This window comes from Pseudomonas sessilinigenes, assembly GCF_003850565.1.
Lineage (GTDB): Bacteria > Pseudomonadota > Gammaproteobacteria > Pseudomonadales > Pseudomonadaceae > Aquipseudomonas > Aquipseudomonas sessilinigenes.
In genome coordinates, this window is record NZ_CP027706.1 from 5,359,513 (window position 1) to 5,377,488 (window position 17,976).

The 17,976-nt window shown below is 53.9% G+C and carries 12 protein-coding genes and 4 pseudogenes; 11 read left to right on the forward strand and 5 right to left on the reverse strand.

Translation table 11 applies throughout. The features are described 5' to 3' along the window. Positions 1–51: 51 nt before the first annotated feature. Positions 52–1,218: a site-specific integrase gene (locus C4K39_RS24620; RefSeq protein ID WP_124348391.1), complete on the reverse strand. Its 1,167-nt coding sequence runs from the start codon at positions 1,216–1,218 to the stop codon at positions 52–54. Positions 1,219–1,478: 260 nt separating this feature from the next. Here C4K39_RS24620 and C4K39_RS24625 point away from each other — a divergent pair. The 6 genes and pseudogenes from C4K39_RS24625 to C4K39_RS24650 form a co-directional block, all read left to right on the forward strand. Next, a pseudogene (locus C4K39_RS24625) lies at positions 1,479–2,178 on the forward strand (IS5 family transposase); the annotation flags it as partial. 160 nt (positions 2,179–2,338) lie between these two features. Beyond that, the gene (locus tag C4K39_RS24630; protein WP_124347630.1) at positions 2,339–2,959 is read left to right on the forward strand and encodes a TetR/AcrR family transcriptional regulator; all 621 of its coding nucleotides are present in this window, start codon (positions 2,339–2,341) and stop codon (positions 2,957–2,959) included. 736 nt (positions 2,960–3,695) lie between these two features. Continuing rightward, positions 3,696–5,165: an efflux transporter outer membrane subunit gene (locus C4K39_RS24635; protein WP_124347631.1), complete on the forward strand. Its 1,470-nt coding sequence runs from the start codon at positions 3,696–3,698 to the stop codon at positions 5,163–5,165. Then, the gene (locus tag C4K39_RS24640; RefSeq protein ID WP_053130055.1) at positions 5,162–6,316 is read left to right on the forward strand and encodes an efflux RND transporter periplasmic adaptor subunit; all 1,155 of its coding nucleotides are present in this window, start codon (positions 5,162–5,164) and stop codon (positions 6,314–6,316) included. The genes C4K39_RS24635 and C4K39_RS24640 overlap by 4 nt, the downstream gene beginning before the upstream one ends. A 10-nt stretch (positions 6,317–6,326) precedes the next feature. After that, positions 6,327–9,647, forward strand: coding sequence for an efflux RND transporter permease subunit (locus C4K39_RS24645; RefSeq protein ID WP_124347632.1), 3,321 nt, complete (start codon positions 6,327–6,329; stop codon positions 9,645–9,647). A gap of 450 nt (positions 9,648–10,097) precedes the next feature. After that, a complete protein-coding gene (locus C4K39_RS24650; protein WP_124347633.1) occupies positions 10,098–10,475 on the forward strand; it encodes a hypothetical protein in 378 nt (125 codons plus the stop codon). Positions 10,476–10,550: 75 nt separating this feature from the next. Here the strand turns inward: C4K39_RS24650 and C4K39_RS24655 are convergent, their stop codons facing one another. Continuing rightward, a complete protein-coding gene (locus C4K39_RS24655; protein WP_124347634.1) occupies positions 10,551–11,408 on the reverse strand; it encodes a LysR family transcriptional regulator in 858 nt (285 codons plus the stop codon). A gap of 113 nt (positions 11,409–11,521) precedes the next feature. Between C4K39_RS24655 and C4K39_RS24660 the strand changes: the two genes are divergently transcribed. The 5 genes and pseudogenes from C4K39_RS24660 (at position 11,522) to C4K39_RS24680 (ending at position 15,414) form a co-directional block, all read left to right on the forward strand. Next, a complete protein-coding gene (locus tag C4K39_RS24660; protein WP_124347635.1) occupies positions 11,522–11,818 on the forward strand; it encodes a heme-binding protein in 297 nt (98 codons plus the stop codon). Positions 11,819–11,865: 47 nt separating this feature from the next. Further along, complete coding sequence (gene gloA, locus C4K39_RS24665; protein ID WP_124347636.1) at positions 11,866–12,261, forward strand: lactoylglutathione lyase; 396 nt, start codon at positions 11,866–11,868, stop codon at positions 12,259–12,261. Positions 12,262–13,383: 1,122 nt separating this feature from the next. After that, positions 13,384–13,563, forward strand: a pseudogene (locus tag C4K39_RS31880) (DNA polymerase V subunit UmuC); the annotation flags it as partial. Continuing rightward, positions 13,532–13,723 (forward strand): annotated as a pseudogene (locus tag C4K39_RS24675) (heme-binding protein); the annotation flags it as partial. The pseudogenes C4K39_RS31880 and C4K39_RS24675, both read left to right, overlap by 32 nt. Before the next feature lie 329 nt (positions 13,724–14,052). Next, a complete protein-coding gene (locus tag C4K39_RS24680; RefSeq protein WP_225926533.1) occupies positions 14,053–15,414 on the forward strand; it encodes an acyl-CoA dehydrogenase family protein in 1,362 nt (453 codons plus the stop codon). Between the two features lie 69 nt (positions 15,415–15,483). On the opposite strand, the gene C4K39_RS32320 is transcribed toward C4K39_RS24680, so the two are convergent. The 3 genes and pseudogenes from C4K39_RS32320 to C4K39_RS24690 all read right to left on the reverse strand — a co-directional run bounded on the left by C4K39_RS32320 (position 15,484) and on the right by C4K39_RS24690 (position 17,721). Further along, on the reverse strand, positions 15,484–16,347 hold the full coding sequence (locus tag C4K39_RS32320) for a methyl-accepting chemotaxis protein (protein ID WP_437179390.1): 864 nt from the start codon (positions 16,345–16,347) through the stop codon (positions 15,484–15,486). Next, a pseudogene (locus C4K39_RS32325) lies at positions 16,342–16,959 on the reverse strand (HAMP domain-containing protein); the annotation flags it as partial. The gene C4K39_RS32320 and the pseudogene C4K39_RS32325, both read right to left, overlap by 6 nt. Before the next feature lie 87 nt (positions 16,960–17,046). Further along, on the reverse strand, positions 17,047–17,721 hold the full coding sequence (locus C4K39_RS24690; RefSeq protein ID WP_124347639.1) for an OmpW/AlkL family protein: 675 nt from the start codon (positions 17,719–17,721) through the stop codon (positions 17,047–17,049). Positions 17,722–17,976 lie beyond the last annotated feature (255 nt).

The following is a 17,976-nucleotide window of genomic DNA, read 5'->3' on the forward strand; positions in this document are numbered from 1 at the left end:
CTAAGTGGCTTTATCTCTCCACCAGACCTATCGATCAGCGACGCAACCGCCTCAGTCTCCCGCGTTCGTCATGGCTGACGCGCAGAAGACGCTCGTCCCCTTTGACCCGGCTGCTGGTTCTGGCGCAGCTTCGCTCGCGATCGGTGTCGGTCCGAGGAGCTGACTGGCCCGACTGTCGAGCAGGGAGCCTGCCTGAAAGTAACCCATCACCGTGGTGACACTGCGATGTTCAGTCATGGCCATCACTTCGCCGAGCGGCACGCCCTGGCGCCCGGCCTCGGTTATAAACCCCGACCTTAAACTGTGCGCCGCCCAATCGCCGTCGAGACCCGCCAGTTGCGCTCGGCGCTGGACAATGCGTGCGACTTGGTCCGCTGACAGCGCTGTGGTGCCGACCTTGTCACCTTTGTAAAGCCGGCGGAACAGCGGGCCACTGTCAGCAGGTGCCGCCACCAGCCAGGCAGCGAGGGCCTGCGCTGCTGGGCCGCGCAGCGGCTTCTCACGGTGCACCCCGCCGGTGTCTGTCTTGGTGGTGCCGAGAGCGTACAGCCAGGTGTCAACATCCAGTTGGCGCACGTCGCCGACCTGCAGGCCGACCACCTCGGACCGCCGACGGCCACCGCCACTCCATGCCAGCAGGAGGAGAGCGCGATCACGTACCCCGCGCACGCCGTCGGTGCAAGTGGCGAGTAGCGCCTGCAACGGCTCCAGCACAATCGCGGTTTTCTTGCGCACCGTCACACCCTGGCGCGATTGCGCCTTGCGCGCGTCGCGGAGCAAGGTCTTCAGCGCCGGTTCTTCGCACGGATTGGCCCAGCCGTTGAGCCGATGCCATTTGCCGAGCACCGAAAGGCGGTGACTGACGGTATTGAAGGCCAGCGCCCCCAGTCCCCCCTTGACCCGGGCGGTCACCAGCGCCACGTCGATCGCCGGCGGCAGCAGGTGCGCCCAGGTACCGTCGGCCAACGGCCGGGCCAAATGATCGAGGACGAACTGCACGGCCACGGTCGCGGGGAGTGGCGCATCGCCCAGCACGTGTCCGTAGCGTAGCCGCAGCCAGGCCGACCAGTAGGTCAGGGCGCTGCGGTAGCTGCGAACGGTATTGGCTGCGGTGCCTGCGGAGATGAACGCTTCAGCGGCGGCGCGAGTGCTGTCGGCCAACTCCGCCAGCACCAACGGCTGGGAGGAGGGTAACTGTACAGGATCTGTCATTTTCATCTCGCTCAATGCGGCTCGATCAACAGGTACGGATAACCTGTGGTTATCAGGCCCAACCCAACTTAATACTTCGCGTGCGGGTAGGCCACTCGGATATGGAGGAACTTGCTGTGCATCCTGGATTGCTGACAGAGATACATCTGCCGACCCATAGTATGTCGCGACTGATATCAACCCAATGTAGCTGGACACCTAAGGACTCTCCGATCAAGTCAGCACAGGTCATCTGAACTGCCCTGAAATAGCCCCCGTCCCATTGTGTTCATCTGCTGCAGAACTGGTTCTCGCTGAGCGACCCAGCCATGGAAGAGGCGCTGCACGAGATCACTTCGATGTGCCAGTTTGCTCGTCTGACGCTCAGCGCTCCGATCCCCGAAGACACGACAATCATGAGCTTCCAGCACCTGCTGGAGAAGCACGAACTGGCTTCGGGGATTCTGGAAACAATCAACAATTACCTGCGAGACAAGGGCCTGTTGCGCCAGGGCTCCATCGTCGACGCCACCAGCATCCACGCACCCAGTTCGACCAAGAACAAGGAAGGCAAACGCGATCCTGAAATGCATCAGACGAAGAAGGGTAATCAGTATTTCTTCGGCATGAAGGCGCATATCGGGGCCAATGCCGAGTCGGAGCTGGTGCACCACGTCCACGGCACAACGACGAATGTAGCTGATGTAACGGAGGTCGCGCACCTGTTGCATGGCGATGAGATGCCGATGCGGGTTATACCGCGTGGAGAAACGGCCGGAGCATGAAGGGCGGCAGGTGATCTGGCAGATTGCGGCTCGTCGTAGCACCTACAAACACTTGAGCAAACGCAGCGTGCTCTATAAAGCCAGACGCAAGATCGAGAAGGTCAAAGCGCAGGCGCGAGCGAAGGTCGAACATCCATTCCGTGTGATCAAGCGCCAATTCGGTTATGTGAAAACCCGCTTCCGTGGCTTGGCCAAGAACACGATCTACAAGCCGTCCATTTCAAGATGAGGAGCAACTTGTTCGGAGTTTCCCTAGACACTCAATATCAAACCTAGGGCGTGCCGTTGATGAGGCGGTTGACATTGCCGCTGCCATGGTTAATTATGCGACTATTCAGTCCGTTTATTGAGTGGCACCAGCTATGGCCCGCACCCGCAACGAACAATTGCATGAGCAACGCCGCGAACAGATCCTGTTGGCAGCTACCCGCGTCTTCAAGGAGAAGGGATTCCATGGCGCCCGTACCGAAGACATCTGCCAGCAGGCGGGCATGAGTGCCGGAGCGGTCTTTCGTTATTTCTCCGACAAACGAGAGATTATTGACGCCATTATCGCAATTGAGTGCGAACGCTACCTTTCTCAGGCTCAACAATTATTCAGTAAGGACGGGTTGCACCACTTAGCTAGCATCAGCGCAGAGAAACTGGCGCAGGAATTGTGCCCTGGAGATCTTGATCTCAGCCTGGATAGCTGGTTGGAGGTAACGCGTGGTCATGACCAGACACGTCTCATTGAAGTAGACCAGCAGATGCGTAAACAGCTGATTGAGCTTCTAGCCAATGGTCAACGTGAGGGCTGGGTTCGCCCGGGTCTTTCTCCACAAGGAGCGGCGGGGCTCTTGTTTTCATTACTCAGCGGTCTGTGGCTGGAAATGAATTTGGGCTTGGCCGCCAATACTGACCACGCTGCTGCGGCACTCGGCGATTTTGTAAGAACCTATCTATTTGTTCCTGAATTTCAACGCAGGTTTGGATCATGGTGAATAGAACCGTTTTAAAACGCCCTTCATCGATGGGCTTTTTTTTTAAGATATAATGAGACGGAGTACTCCGTTTATTTTTTGAAAGTTTCGAATTGGCCTATTGAGCTTCTGCTGTTGATTGTCGGCGTTTTGCTGATGAGCGCCTGTAGTCATTCGCAGGTGGCGCACTCGGAGGAAGCTGTAAATGACTTTTCTCCACATGTAAATAGCACCGATAGAGCAGTGATCAAGGTCCAGGCTACCGAGATCGCGGCGGAGTCCTCGAAAAGCAATGCCTCGCTAGGGGGGAGCAAGAAGATGGATTCTCAAACGAAGCTTCCCATGCCCGAAACGTCCATGAAAAAGACTTGCAGATATTGGGCGACGATCTCGTCGACAGTTACCTATGGACTTCACATGCCGAGAGTCTTACGCAGGAGCCCACTGAGATCCTCCCTCTGTTCGGGCATCTCGGACGCTAAATCAACCCCGTCCAGTGGGCCTTCTGATCTCTCAGGAAAACGTGGTGAACACAGCGATTGCTTCTCTCCATTCTTGAATTCGATAGAAATACTAAGCACCGATATCCAAGCGGGATTGGAAAGTTTTTTACGAGGAAATGTATTGCCTACCGGGAAAATCTATAGCATCCGGAGTATCTAACCTGCCCGCGGTTTATTTCTATGAAAATTCTCTTTACTCAACATGTCACTCAATTAGCGAGTGACAGTTCGCGCCCTACAGGGGAAGCCTGCTCATGCAGTCAACTGCCAATTCAACGGTGAATCCAATGCGGTTGTTTAAACGCCCCCACCGGCTAGCACTCTTTTTTTCTTTTATCAGTACTGCCTTGCTCTTATGTAGTTGTGCAACCAAACATGTGGAGCAACTATCAGCCGATCCCAAAGTGCCGGCGCAATGGGAAGCGCCAATGCCTGATTCACGGCGGGCAACTGAGTTGAAGAATTGGTGGAAATCGCAAAATGAGCCGGAGCTTGTGACGCTAATTGAGGCCGCTAATGAAGTCAGCCCCAATATCGCAAGTGCATTAGCACGAATAGAACGGGCGAAGGCATCACAGGTGCAGGATCTATCATCTTTGCTGCCAGAATTAACAGCAACTATGTCGCGTAATAAGTCCTATTCTCCACTCGCTAATGGTGCCTACACTCAAACTCAAACAGGGGTTCAAGTCAGTTGGGCGCTGGACTTGGCCAAACTTAATGGTTCGCAACTAAGCAGTGGTCAAGCGGGACTAGAAAGTGCCGATGCACAATGGCATAACGCCCGCATTTTGGTTGCAGCAGAAGTAGCCGATCTTTATTACGCGTCACGTATTTGTCAGCGTCAGTCGGAACTCTATAACCGGGACGCGGAGTCTTATGAGCGCTCGGTTCAGATGATGCTGCGTTCTTTGCAAGCTGGCATGGCTGCAGATGGGGAACTGGCAGCAGAGCGATATAACGCAGCGCAGGTGATGGGGCAGTTGCAGAAGCAACAAGCTACTTGTGAGCTACAGATCAAGGGACTAGTAGCCTTGACCGGACAAAGCGAACCTAGTCTCCGACAACTGTTGCAACCCGCCTGGCAACGCCCTCTGTCATTAGCCTCATTCAGCGTGTCGGCAATACCAGCCCAGGCCCTGAGCCAGCGTCCCGACGTCTATGTGGCCGAGCTGGATGTCATACAAGCTCAGGCAAGGGTCATGCAAGCGCAAGCCAACCGCTTACCTCGTTTGAGCCTGGAGGGTTTCGTCGGGCGCAGCAGTATCGATGCTGGAGACGTCAGCGTTCGCAATGCCACTAGCTGGACCTTCGGACCCCTGGCGCTAAATCTTCCGATATTCGATGCCGGACGTCGGGCTGCTGACCAGCGGGCCGCCGAGGAAGATCTCAATGCCTCGATCAGTGCGTACCACGCACGGGTTCGCCTTGCAGTACGCGAAATCGAAGAAGCCTTAGTGCAACTCGACAGTGCCGACCAGCGCTTGTGCTACAGCCGCGTCGCTGCTGAACAAGCGGCTATTCGTCTGCAGTCGAGCGAGCGCTTGCTACAGGAAGGAATGCTCAGTCCGTTCGAGCTGGAGGAGCTCCGGCGCAAGGCGCGCGCGGCCGAGCAGGATTCGTTGGCCTTGGATCTGGAAGGTCGACGTGCCTGGACAACCCTCTACCGCGCTGTTGGCGGGGGCTTCGACCGCTCATCTATGAATACTGAATCTAAACCATGACCCAACCAACACCCTTGAACACCGAGGCCCGCATGCGACCTTCGCCTTTCTATGTCATTGCACTGGCGCTGACTCTTCCTCTGTTCATGACAGCCTGCGGGCCTACAGAACTACCAGCGGTTGCGGAGGCCAGTAAGCCCGCACTGACAGTCAGCCTTGCCACCCCGACCTTGCAACCGGTGAGCAATGTGATCAGCGCCAACGGTTCAGTTGCTGCGTGGCAAGAGGCAATTATTGGCCCAGAGATCAACGGATTGCGCGTAGAGGAAGTTTTGGTCCAAGTCGGAGACCGAGTGCGAAAGGGGCAACCCCTCGCAAGGTTTGCTCGCGATACGGTGGAGAACGATCGAATGCTGGCAGAGGCGGCCTTGCATGAGGCTAGCGCGGCGGCAGGAGAAGCACGCGCGGATGGCCAGCGGGCTCGTAACTTGGAGGATTCCGGCAACCTAAGCGCGCAACGTATTCAACAACTATTGACCCAGGAACAGACTACCCAGGCCCGCCTGGAAACCGCTCGGGCCCAGCTGGCGTTGCAGAAACTGCGCTTGAGCCAGACGGTACTGCGTGCTCCTGACGATGGAATCGTGGCTGCGCGCTCAGCAACCATCGGTTCGGTACCAGCCCAGGGTAATGAAATGTTCCGCTTGATTCGCCAGGGCCGCCTCGAATGGAGAGCGGAATTGGCTGCGCAACAATTAGAGCAGATTCGCCCAGGCCAAAAAGCCATGATCACCTCGCCTGGCGGCAGCACGTGGAGCGGTGTGGTACGTCTTGTTGCTCCGACTATCGATCCAAGCTCACGTCGGGGGATGGTTTATGTGGACATCGACAGCGCGAAAGCAGGGGAGGAGGGCTTTATCCCACCTGGGGCGTATGTCAGCGGTGAACTGATGACGGGGATACAACGAGCGATGATGGTGCCGCAGTCCGCTGTGGTGGCTCGTGATGGTTTTCACTTGGTATTTGTAGTGAGCAAGGACATGCAGGTCTCTGCACTGAAGGTTAGCGTTGGACGCATCTTCGGCGACCAACAGGAAGTCCTTTCAGGTCTTAAAGGAGCCGAGCGTATCGTCGCCAGCGGCGGGGCCTTTCTGAACAACGGTGACAGAGTTCGGCTAGCCAGTTCACCTGCCAACCCTGACCAGCATTGAGAGCCCCGACATGAATCTTTCGACCTGGTCTATCCGCAGTCCCATTCCTTCTATTCTGCTGTTCCTGATATTGAGTATTGCTGGTCTTTACGCCTTCCATGGAATGAAGGTACAGAACTTTCCGGATATGGATCTGCCGACCGTCTCGGTATCGGCGGCACTCCCGGGCGCGGCGCCACCGCAGTTGGAAACTGAGGTCGCACGTAAGTTGGAAGACTCGATTTCTTCCGTGCAAGGTCTGAAAAATCTACGTAGCACCATCCAAGATGGCATGGTGTCGATTTCCGCCGAGTTCCGCCTTGAAAAACCCGTGCAGGAAGCCGTGGACGATGTACGTTCGGCCGTGCAGCGTGTACGCGCGGACCTGCCGACAGACCTGCGCGATCCAATCGTTAGCAAGCTGAACATCATCGGTAGTCCGATCCTGGCGTTTTCTATCAGCTCTAGCAATATGGATGAAAGCGAGCTGTCCTGGTATGTGGACAACACCCTGTCGCGAAACTTGAGAGGGATCAGGGGAGTGGGCTCGGTGACCCGCGTTGGTGGGTTGAGCCGTGAAATCCAGGTTGAGCTTGATCCATTGAAGCTGGAAGCGATCGGTGTCACAGCGGCCGAAATTTCGCAGCAACTGCGCAATGTACAAACCGACGCTACGGGCGGTTTGGTCGATCTGGGTCATAGCAAACAGCCGTTGCGTCTCATGGCGCGAGTCAAAAGTGCTGATGAGCTGACAGCGGTGGAACTGTCGGCTCCGGGTGGGCAGCATTTTCGGCTCGGGGAGGTGGCAAGCATCAAGGATACCGTTGCCGAGCGTAACTCCCTGGCCTTGCTCGACGGTAAGCCTGTGGTCGGCTTCGAGATCGCTCGAGCCAAGGGGGCTGGCGAGGTAGAAGTAGGCGACGGGGTGCAGCAAGCAATAGCGCAATTGCGTCGTGAACGGCCCGACCTGCAGATCACTCAGGTCTTCGACTTCGTCCAGACTGCGCAGGATGAGTTCGATGCCTCCATGAGCATACTTTACGAAGGCGCGCTTCTGGCGATCCTCATCGTGTTCTTGTTTCTGCGGGATGTTCGCGCCACCCTGATTTCAGCTGCAGCCTTACCATTATCCGTACTGCCGGCATTCATCGTTATGGACATGATGGGGTTCTCGTTGAACGCAGTGACCCTGCTAGCTCTGTCGCTGGTAATCGGACTGCTGGTGGACGACGCCATTGTTGAAGTGGAGAACATTGAACGCCACATAACCTTGGGCAAGACACCGCTGCAAGCGGCCAAGGACGCAGCCTCGGAGATCGGCTTGGCTGTGGTAGCCACAACTTTCGCGCTGATAGCGGTGTTTCTGCCAACGGCTTTCATGGACGGTATCGCCGGCAGGTTCTTCAAGCAGTTTGGCTGGACAGCGGCTTTGGCAGTATTCGCGTCTCTGGTGGTGGCGCGCCTGCTGACCCCGATGATGGCAGCCTATCTGATGAAGGCTCATTCAAGGCCCCAGCGCGACCCATTCTGGATGCCAGCTTACTTGCGCATAAGCCAATGGGCTTTGGGCCATCGTTGGATCACCCTGTTCATGGCGGGTGGTTTTTTCGTCGGCTCGCTGATGTTGATTCCACTGTTGCCCCAAGGGTTCTTCCCTCCCGATGACAACTCTCAAACCCAAGTCACTTTGGAGCTGCCTCCTGGTGCCACGCTGGCTCAGACCCAGGCGAAGGCCGAAGATGCGCGTCGTCGCCTGGAATCGTTGCCCCACGTGCAGCGCATCTTCACCACCATCGGTGGTGGCTCTGCGGGAAGTACCTCAGGCGAGGAAAGCAAGCCCGAAATGCGTGTCGCCATGCTTACCGTGCTGCTCGACCCGCGTAAGGAACGGCCGAAGAAAAATGTAATTGAGGCCCAGATCCGTACACAGATGGCCGAGCTGGCCGGCGTGCGCAGCAAGGTGGGATTCGGCAATTCGGGTGAGAAGTACCAACTGGTGCTAGCAGGCGACGATCCTAGGTTGCTGGCTGAGGCAGCAGATACAGTACAGCAGGACCTGCGAAACCTTCCCGGCCTGGGCAACATCTCCTCCAATACGGGTCTGGTCCGTAATGAAATCATCTTGCGGCCGGACTTCGCCAAAGCCGCCGAGCTAGGGGTTACAGGGACTGCTATCGCCGATACGTTGCGGGTGGCGACTGTCGGTGACTATGACCAATTGCTGGCCAAGCTCAATCTGGAACAACGCCAGATACCTATCGTGGTCAAGTTATCGCGAGATGTGCGGGAGGATATGCGTCTCCTGGAACGCTTGACGGTTAGGGGAGCCAAGGGACCGGTGCTGCTCAACCAGGTGGTGCAACTTGAGCAAAATGGCGGTCCGGCACGCTTGAGCCGAATCAATCGTGCCCGCAGTGTCATCATCGATGTTGAACTCTCCGGGATGCCGCTGGGTGACCTAACCGCTCAGGTGGCGACGTTGCCTTCGATCCGCAATTTGCCTGGCGGCGTCCATCAGGTGACGCAGGGCGACGAAGAAATGATGCGCGAGTTGTTCACCGGTTTCGGCGTAGCCATGTTCAGCGGCGTATTGGCGATCTATGTAGTCCTGGTACTGCTGTTCAAGGATTTTTTTCAGCCTGTCACCATCCTTGCAGCGCTTCCCTTGTCGTTAGGCGGTGCCTTCGTCGGGTTGTTGCTGGCAGGTCAGGCGTTCTCGCTGTCCTCGCTCATCGGGTTGGTGATGTTGATGGGGATCGCTACCAAGAACTCCATTCTGTTGGTGGATTATGCAATCGAGGCTCGTCGCGGCCATCCCGGCCCGGATGGAGTGGCGACAGAGCAGCCCATGGGACGTACCGAGGCGTTGATCGACGCCTGCCACAAAAGGGCGCGCCCGGTCATCATGACCACTCTTGCTATGGGGGCAGGCATGCTACCGGTAGCCTTGGGCCTGGGCAGTGCCGACCCGAGCTTCCGCAGCCCAATGGCGGTCGCCGTCATTGGTGGATTGATTACCTCCACAGTACTGAGCCTGCTGGTAATTCCGGCCGTCTACACGATCATTGATGATCTACAGAGTTGGCTGCGCAAACTACCCACTATCCTCAGCAGTGAAAAAGTCAGCTTTAAAAAGAAAGCTGGTTTCGGTTTACTCGGGCTGGTCCTACTTTATTGGTTGGCTTTCCCTATCATTCCCTTCCTCGAGATACCGAATAAGATTGCCGTCATGTCGGTTCTGGTGGTGGTTGGCGAAGTTCTATTTCTTATTGCGATAGCGCTACTGGGGAAAGAATATTGGGAGCAAATTAAACAGTGGGCGCGCTCTAAGTTTCGTAAGCGCAAGCGCTAATTTAATTCCAGGCCAACTGTGATGGTTGAATTTCTTGCGCCATTAATTAACTTTTAATGCTTTTCATAAGTTGCCCGGCCCTCCTCAGTCAGGGGCGGCCGGCGGGAAGGTGTTGATGGAAAACTTGGGTTATCCATGCTTGGAAGACAGTTTATGAGAGCACGTCGTAAACATACCGATGATCTTAAAGTTTCACTACTTACCAAGCGATCGAAGTGGTGGCGGCGGACGAAGTGCTTTTGCGCTTGGCTTATAGCTATATTTATCTGTTTTTCCCTCATGGGACTGACGTCTCCGTGGGTATTGTGGGGGGTGGTGTTTAATATGATTAACTTTAGAGGGTCGTTTCTTATGAGTACTAGCTTGTTTCTATGAATCGCAGCTCCCCGAGCTTCAGCGGGAAATTAGTGTAAATTTTTTAATCTTATTTATGAAGTCCTAGGAGGCTTTATGAGAAATCTTGAGTTGTATGGCTTTTCAAAGGTTAATAAAGAGGCAAATGAAAGAGTCTTTTCTATTGGCCTACTAGACTCGGAAGGCGAGAAGGCGGCACGAATGATGGCATGGCAGTGTTTTGCTGAAGACCGTGTAAAAATAGATGATCGCAATGAGCTAACCGCAAAAATTGCTCGAATTAAATATGGTGAAGCTTTGGCTATTTTTGACGAAGCAGGGGTTGAAATGGATATAGATATCAATGATTTCACCTCATTTTTCTTCGATGAATTGATTGTGCTCAGTAGAAGGGTCACGCCGAAAAGTGTTCAGTATGCTTTTTATTTTTTGTTGGCACTTGGGGTGTTTGGAATTTATAAGCTCATTTTCTAGATCTTTAAGTCTTTTGTAACCTGATCGTTGCGGGATAACTGGCGGAGAAGAATAGTGGAGTTCCGCTGCGTACACTCAAAGTGTAGATTCGATGCTCTCAATAAAACCCTGAATCAGCGGAGAGGCTTGCTGCTTACGCCAAACAAAATGAATGTCACTCGAACCCAGGCCTTGAATGTGTTGGGCATAGAATCCTTTATGTGTAAGAGAAAATTGGTTGACGACACTTTCTGGCACACAGGCAAAACCCAACCCTGCTTCTATACAGGCAAAGATGTTGGGGTATGACTCGATTTCCAGAGCCACCCGTGGTTTGATATCGCAGGTCTCTAACCAATGGTCGACCTGACGGCGGTAATGGCAAGTGTGGCCAAATACGTAAAGCTCAAGATGTTCAAGTTCCTCCGTTGAAGGTGCCGAGAGCTTAGTTGGAGTGACTAGCAATAAGCGCTCACGGAATGCCAGGCGGCTAGCTAGCAATGGGTGCTCAATCGGGCCGTCAGTGAGTATAAGATCCATTTCCCCCTCCATTAGTAGACGCTCCAGTAGCATCGAGTGCTCTGGGCGAATGTGCAGTTCCACTGTTGGATTCTCGCGACGGTATCGTGAAAGACGTGGGGGCAGATGATTGGCCAGCGCTACGTCCAAAGCTCCCACTCGCAGCACACCATGTGGCTTTTCGCTGGAGAACAACGACTGGGTATCGGCAGTCATTGCCAGAATCTGCTTGGCATTGCGGTATAGCAAGCGCCCCTCAGGAGTCACTAGCAGGCGGTTCTTTTCTCTATTGAACAAGACAACGTCAAGCTGCCCCTCTAGCTCGCGTAGCCGCGTAGTAATGTTTGATGGTACGCAATGCAGCTGTGCTGCCGCTGCCGCAATGGTGCCATGCTCGACCACGGCACAGAAGAAGCTGAGTTGTGAGAGCTTCATATGATCTCTTTTTGTTAGCGTGTTGATGACTATTAGTTACTTTTAATAACTGACCTCCCAGCCTAGCATCCTTCCTGCGATCGCTCCCTATAATTCTTCAATCGGAATCAATCATGACTTATCACGTACTGGTGCAGTTCGATGTTCCTTCTGACAAGCGTGAGGCTTTTGTCAGTGCTGGGCTATTTGATGCCAACAGCTCATTAGAAAAGGAGCCGGGCACTCTTCGCTTCGAGGTGATTCGCGATCAGCACAACCGCAATCGCTTCTATTTGGATGAAGTATATGTCGATGAAGCTGCGTTTCTCCAACACTGCAAGAACGAAACGATTGCGCGATTCAACGAGTTGATAGACGACTATGCCTTGGGTCCGGTATTTCTATTTAAAGGCTATCGCATCGAAGGTTAATCTTCCCAGTCCGACGAACTTCGTCGGACTTTCAAAGGAGCTTATTCATGAGAGTTCTGCACACTATGTTGCGCGTAAGTAATCTTCAAGCGGCGCTTGATTTTTATATTCGCGTTCTAGACATGCGATTATTAAGGCACAAAGACTATTTGGAGGGACGATTCACATTAGCCTTCATTGGTTATGGCGCCGAGCAAGACAATACAGTATTGGAGCTGACTCATAACTGGGATCAAGATAATTACAATTTGGGTGATGCTTATGGTCATGTTGCCATTGAAGTCATGGACGCGGCCGCAATTTGTGATCGTGCAAAAGCACTCGGTTACAAGGTTCTCCGTGAGGCTGGTCATATGAATTTCGGACGCGCCATCATTGCATTTTTACAGGATCCAGATGGCTTTAAGGTTGAGTTAATTCAAAAAGGAACTCAGTTCGACTGAAAGCTATATATCTAGCAAATATGTCCTTCCTGTATGGCCTAAAATTACAGTTACGACTGCCTGGATTATGGATAAACCAGAAGGCCCCATATCGGCATTTTAATGGGCGTGATGGCGAATACTTGACAAGCAAGTTTCTCTCTGTAAATAAAGCTATAAAATTTAAGCATGTGCAGCTCTCGAGGCACGAGAAGGTAGGATGCACCCACTTTTAGGAAGAGCAGTGGTTTTCTCAAGATTCACACTTGTGATGCCGTATCTAGCAATTAAATCCTTGTGATTTTCTATGCGCCAATATTTCAATAATATTGGCGCATGGATTTTCGAAACCCCAACTAATCAAGCCATCGAGGTCTCAATTATTAGCGGCTGTTTTTGGCTATTACACCTGCTTCACACCATGGCCAGCACGGAGCTGCAGCCTGGGATGCTGACACATAAAAAAGTTCAGACCTCCTCATTGGACGATGACACGTATAACTAATTATTCTTTCGTCACCAGTGGCAGAGAGCTTACCCAGTTCACACAGGCGAGTCAGCAGCAATAAGGCCGTGGAAACATCCATAGAATCATTCTGCCATAGCGCCTCAATCTGGCCCGTTACCAGTCGGCACAGCAGCCGCAACGGCGACCAGACGGCCCAGTGCATGACTTCCACATGAGCCGCATAATACTTAGGTATAAGATTGCCATGAATATGGCGTCAATGTGATATCATTGGATATTAAATTCATGAATAATAGATACGCATCTTGTATCAGATACACATTATGGAATGTAGCCAGGGGATTTAATGGCCGTATCAAGAAACGCCCGACGCACAGCTTACTTAATACTTCTCGCCTGCAAATGCTCGGTAATTGCAGCATTGTGCGTCATCACGATGTACTTCGCCCTAGCACTGGATGAAGTAGTTAAATCCCACTACAACTCAAGCAGCACTGCATTATGTTTTTTGATCTCCGCGCTTACGGCGTGGGCCGCGTACATCTGCATCGCAAAACTCTACAAGTGGCTTATTCTTGGTCGCATCCTCGGAGATGGTCGGGACAAGTGCTGACCGCTGGGAAACCTGATAAGCCCTCTTTGCCTTTATTGTAGTCAATGAGCTTTACGCCTAACTGGAACTGGACGACCCCGCTCCGCCGAAGTAGGAGATCTGCTGCAGCCGCATGTTCGGCCAACGCCTGCAGGAACTGCCAGCGATCAAAGAGGCGGTGGCCACCTACATGATGCGTGCCTCAGAAAAGCTCCGAGCTCCGAGCTCAGGGCACTCTTCGCTTCGAGGTGATTCGCGATCAGCACAACCGCAATCGCTTCTATTTGGATGAAGTATATGTCGATGAAGCTGCGTTTCTCCAACACTGCAAGAACGAAACGATTGCGCGATTCAACGAGTTGATAGACGACTATGCCTTGGGTTCGGTATTTCTATTTAAAGGCTACCGCATCGAAGGTTAATCCTCCCAGTCCGACGAGCTTCGTCGGACTTTCAACGGAGCTTATTCATGTATTAGCGGCTGTTTTGGCTATTACACCTGCTTCAATCTATGGCAAGCGCGGAGCTGCATCCTGGGATGCTGACACATAAAAAAGTTTAGATTTACTCATTGGATGACCCTAATAAGCATCATTATCCAATCTAGTTATTTAGAACATTCGCCATACTCTTGCACCTACTCCCCAGCAAGATGTCAGCTGGTCACTATCTGGTAACCAGCTAGTGGAATTTCCCACCATCCACTTACCCCTTCTTTAGTATGGTTTCCCTCGGGGCGGAACGCTCTAGGATGGACATAGCGCTGTCCATAACAAGGTTCACCTCCAATCGCCGAAAGGCTACATCTAATTCGTCGTTTCTTGGGCGAACCTTCTCGGACGCAATTGCCGCCGTTGATATTCAACCAATACAAAAAAAAATGGAGAATCTGATGAGCTATCCTCACCGCCGTTCCGAACATATGTTCAATGACATATTTCTGCCTGAAGAAACCCTTGCTATTCGTGCCGAGGCCAGGGAGTTCGCTGAGCTTAAGCTTCGTCCAAGAGCTCATTCATTAAATACAGCTCCTGAGCGCCGGGATGGGTTTCCCAGAGAGCTGTTCGAGCTGATGAGTGAAGCCGGTCTGTATGAAATTCCCTTTGCTAGCGATGTGGGGGGGCGCGGGCTGAAGTACCCGACTCTTGCGACGCTGGTCGCCATTGAGGAGTTGGCCTACTACTCACCCGGCGCCGCCTCGGCACTCTACGATGGCCAAGCGATCCTGGTGGGCAAGACGCTGGATCGAGCGGACCCGGCGTTGCGCCAACGGTACCTACCACAACTGGTCAAAGGCGGATTTGTAGGGGCCTTTGCCACAAGCGAACCGGAGGCAAGTACTGATCTGTCGGTCGGCTCCATGCATAGCCGGGCGGAGCGAGTCGAGGGTGGGTGGGTGGTGAATGCCCACAAGCGCTGGATCACCAACTCGGTTGCCGCCGATTTGATGCTACTCCTTTGTCGTACAGGGGACCGGTTGACCATGCTGTGTGTCGACATGCATGCCTCCGGAGTTTCGGTGGGTGAGCCGGACCTGAAAATGGGTAACCATGCCCAACTGACGGCCGACGTGCATATCGAAAATGTCTTTGTCGCCGATGATCATGTCGTGGGTGAGGTTGGCGGGGGCTTGCGTGCCGCCCTTGGGGCTTTGATGCTCGGGCGGATGGGGATTGGTGCCATTGGGGTCGGCATGGCTCAGGCCGCGGTGGACTTCGCTGTTGATTACAGCAGTAAGCGCAAGGTGTTTGGTCAGGAGCTGGCACGGTTTCAACACTGGCAGTTCGTGTTTGCCGAACATGCTCTGGGTATCGAGAGTGCCCGCAATCTCTATATCAAAGCGGCGCTGCGCTACGACCAGGAGGGCCAGGCGGAAGTCGAAGCAGCAATGGCCAAGATCGCCGGCAGCCGGCTTGCGGTGGATGTGGCTCGCGACGCCATCCAGGTATGCGGTGCCTATGGATTTGTTCGGGAGTTGAAAGAAACCTCCACGTATTTTCCATTGGAGTCGATTTATCGAGATGCCAAGATCGGCGAGATCTATGAAGGCGCGAATGAAGTGCAGCGCTGGGTTGTGGCTCGCAATTTGTTCGGTCGTGAACTGATCGGCTGAAATACAGCGTTTGCCAAAACGTGGAAAACTCTCAACAGGTCCGGCTGATCGCCGAACCTGTTGTAGAGCCTATAACGTGAAGCGGATAACGGCTTCGCGTAGCTGGCCTGCCAAATCGCTCAAGGAGTCACCAGCCTTGGCTGTCACACGGGCCTGGCTCAGGCTGAGACTGGTCAATTCATGAATACGTGCCAGATTACCGTCGATATCTTGCGATACCATGGCCTGTTCTTCGGTGGCGCTGGCGATGCTGGTGTTGTTGTCGTTGATTCTGGTGCTGAGCTCTGCAAAATGTTGCAGTCTGTCACTGGTTTGAGTGGTTCGGACCAGCGTCTGGCTAGCCTGCTCTGCGCTATTGTGCAAGGCTCGAGTCGCTTGCTGCGTTTCTAGTTGGATCTGTTCGACAATCTGCTCGATGTCCTTGGTCGATGCCTGGGTTCGCCGAGCCAGAGCTCGAACTTCGTCCGCTACCACTGCAAAGCCACGGCCGCTGTCCCCAGCTCGTGCGGCCTCGATGGCGGCGTTCAAGGCCAGCAGGTTGGTCTGCTCGGCGATGTCTCGAATGATCACTAGAGCCTGGCCGATATTCTTGGCCTTGTAGGTCAATTGCTCGGAATGCAGGCAGGCCTCGAGCACCTGTGTCACCAATACCTGGATATCAGTGACCGTCACGTGCAGGCGCTGCTGGCCTTCCTTGGATACGTCGACGCAATCTCGGGAGCTCAGTGCTGTGGCATTGGCGTGTCGGGCGACCTGTGCGACCGAGGCCGCCATCTGGTTGATGGCAGCGGCGGTGTGCTCGACCTGCTGGTTCTGCCGCTGCAGATTGTCGGTGTTAATTTGCGCCGTATTGCGCATTGCATCCGCCGCCAGAAGCAGATCGTTGCTGCCTTGCTGGATCTGCGTCAGCGTGCTGTGCAGATTTTCACGCATGGTTTCCAGGGCCAGTCCCAGGCGCCGAGTTTCGTTCGGCCCATGGATCTCCACTGGGTGACCAAGATGACCGGCAGCTATGTGTTCCGCGACAACAACTGCGGCTTGAATGGGCCTGGTGATACTTATGATCAGGCGCCAGAGCAATAGCAGGGTAATCGCCAGCACCGGTGGAATGACTGTAACCACCACATTGCCAACATGCGCCTGCACAGAGGCATCTGACGTGGCCATTCCATAGCTTTCCTCTAGTTGCTGTCTACTCAGGCGCAACAAAGCCCCCTGCAAAGGGGCTTGCATTAGAGGCTCATTCAGGTAGCTCACCAGTGCGTCACGAACGTCCTCGGACGCCGGGGTCGCCTGGCCGGATGGCAGTGCAGCTAATAGATTTCTCAGTACCTGGGTGTCCTGGGGGCTGTTCTGCAACTGGTTTTGCAAATCGAGCAACCATGTTTGCTGGGGTAACCAGGTTTCTTGTAATCGCTGGTTAGTGGCGCGGATCTTGGCCAGGTTGAACAGCGCAAATACACCGAGAAAGACTACGAGAATCAGCACTAGGCTCAGGCAGAGCGCCAAGCGCTGGGAAATTTTTGTTTTCGTCCAGTACTGCATGACGGCTTGCTCCTCTGAGCTGCGCTTTGACTAACAAAGCGCAAGCCCGTTGACCGGTGGCCGCTTGCCACCGGCGCTGTGAGAACTTCAGAAGTAGAACACGACCCCGGCGCTGTAGACGAAAGGGTCCAGGACAATCTCGCCCTTGACCGGAATACCGCCCATGGCTGGAGGGGCGTTGCCAGTAGCTTCTGCTTCCAAAAACAGTCGCTTGACGTCGAAAAACAACCCCATGTCTTCGTTATTGCGATATTCGAAGCCGGCCTGCAGGGTCAGTCCGTTCACGTCGTCGACATTCAGATTGCTAACGGCCTTGTCTTTGGAATCAAGTACAAGCATGTAAGACCACCCTGCACCAAGATAAGGCTGGAATCTGCCGAAGTTGGTAAACCGATATTGGGCGGTCAGGACCGCCGGGCCGTAAGTGATGCTGCCAAGCTTACCCAAGTTCTTGAGCGAGCCCCCCGCCTTCAGTTCAGTGGTGGGTGGGTACCCGAGGGTGAGACCTAGAGCCCAGTTATCAGTGAAGTCATATCCAATCTCAGCTGCCACGCTGACGTTGTCTTTGACACTGGCATTCGCTCCGGGAACTTCGCCGCCGAGTAAGGGCGCTTTCAAGGTGACGTCATTCTTGAAATCAACAAAGGCGGGGCCGGTACGTAGCCACCAATGTCCTTCTTGAGCACTTGCCGGGGAACTGATCAGGAGCAAGGCTGAGCAAAATAGTCCTGAGAGACAAACCGCATTAAGGGTTTTTTTCATAGTTAGGTCGCTCTTGTTGTTGTTCTTTCACTCTCCAGCGGGGGAGAGTGGCAGGGCTGATCCTAAGCAAACGCCGGGGGCCTGCATGGGTTCGAACGGACTAATTTGCATAGAACACATAGAGGCGTGGGTATTACTGGAGGTGTGTCCGAGCGATAGAGGACAGGTTCCAGTGAGCTCTGCGGGATGATCCAACAGGAAGTAGATTAGTCCTAAAGAACGGCGCATCTTCCGACTACCCGCCATAGGCTTCAT

Excerpts from the sequence above, each read along its gene's own strand:
- C4K39_RS24620 (WP_124348391.1), bottom strand. The coding sequence starts at position 1,218 with ATGAAAATGACAGATCCTGTACAGTTACCCTCCTCCCAGCCGTTGGTG.
- C4K39_RS24630 (WP_124347630.1), top strand. The coding sequence starts at position 2,339 with ATGGCCCGCACCCGCAACGAACAATTGCATGAGCAACGCCGCGAACAG.
- C4K39_RS24635 (WP_124347631.1), top strand. The coding sequence starts at position 3,696 with ATGCAGTCAACTGCCAATTCAACGGTGAATCCAATGCGGTTGTTTAAA.
- C4K39_RS24640 (WP_053130055.1), top strand. The coding sequence starts at position 5,162 with ATGACCCAACCAACACCCTTGAACACCGAGGCCCGCATGCGACCTTCG.
- C4K39_RS24645 (WP_124347632.1), top strand. The coding sequence starts at position 6,327 with ATGAATCTTTCGACCTGGTCTATCCGCAGTCCCATTCCTTCTATTCTG.
- C4K39_RS24650 (WP_124347633.1), top strand. The coding sequence starts at position 10,098 with ATGAGAAATCTTGAGTTGTATGGCTTTTCAAAGGTTAATAAAGAGGCA.
- C4K39_RS24655 (WP_124347634.1), bottom strand. The coding sequence starts at position 11,408 with ATGAAGCTCTCACAACTCAGCTTCTTCTGTGCCGTGGTCGAGCATGGC.
- C4K39_RS24660 (WP_124347635.1), top strand. The coding sequence starts at position 11,522 with ATGACTTATCACGTACTGGTGCAGTTCGATGTTCCTTCTGACAAGCGT.
- gloA (WP_124347636.1), top strand. The coding sequence starts at position 11,866 with ATGAGAGTTCTGCACACTATGTTGCGCGTAAGTAATCTTCAAGCGGCG.
- C4K39_RS24680 (WP_225926533.1), top strand. The coding sequence starts at position 14,053 with ATGGACATAGCGCTGTCCATAACAAGGTTCACCTCCAATCGCCGAAAG.
- C4K39_RS32320 (WP_437179390.1), bottom strand. The coding sequence starts at position 16,347 with ATGCGTGAAAATCTGCACAGCACGCTGACGCAGATCCAGCAAGGCAGC.
- C4K39_RS24690 (WP_124347639.1), bottom strand. The coding sequence starts at position 17,721 with ATGAAAAAAACCCTTAATGCGGTTTGTCTCTCAGGACTATTTTGCTCA.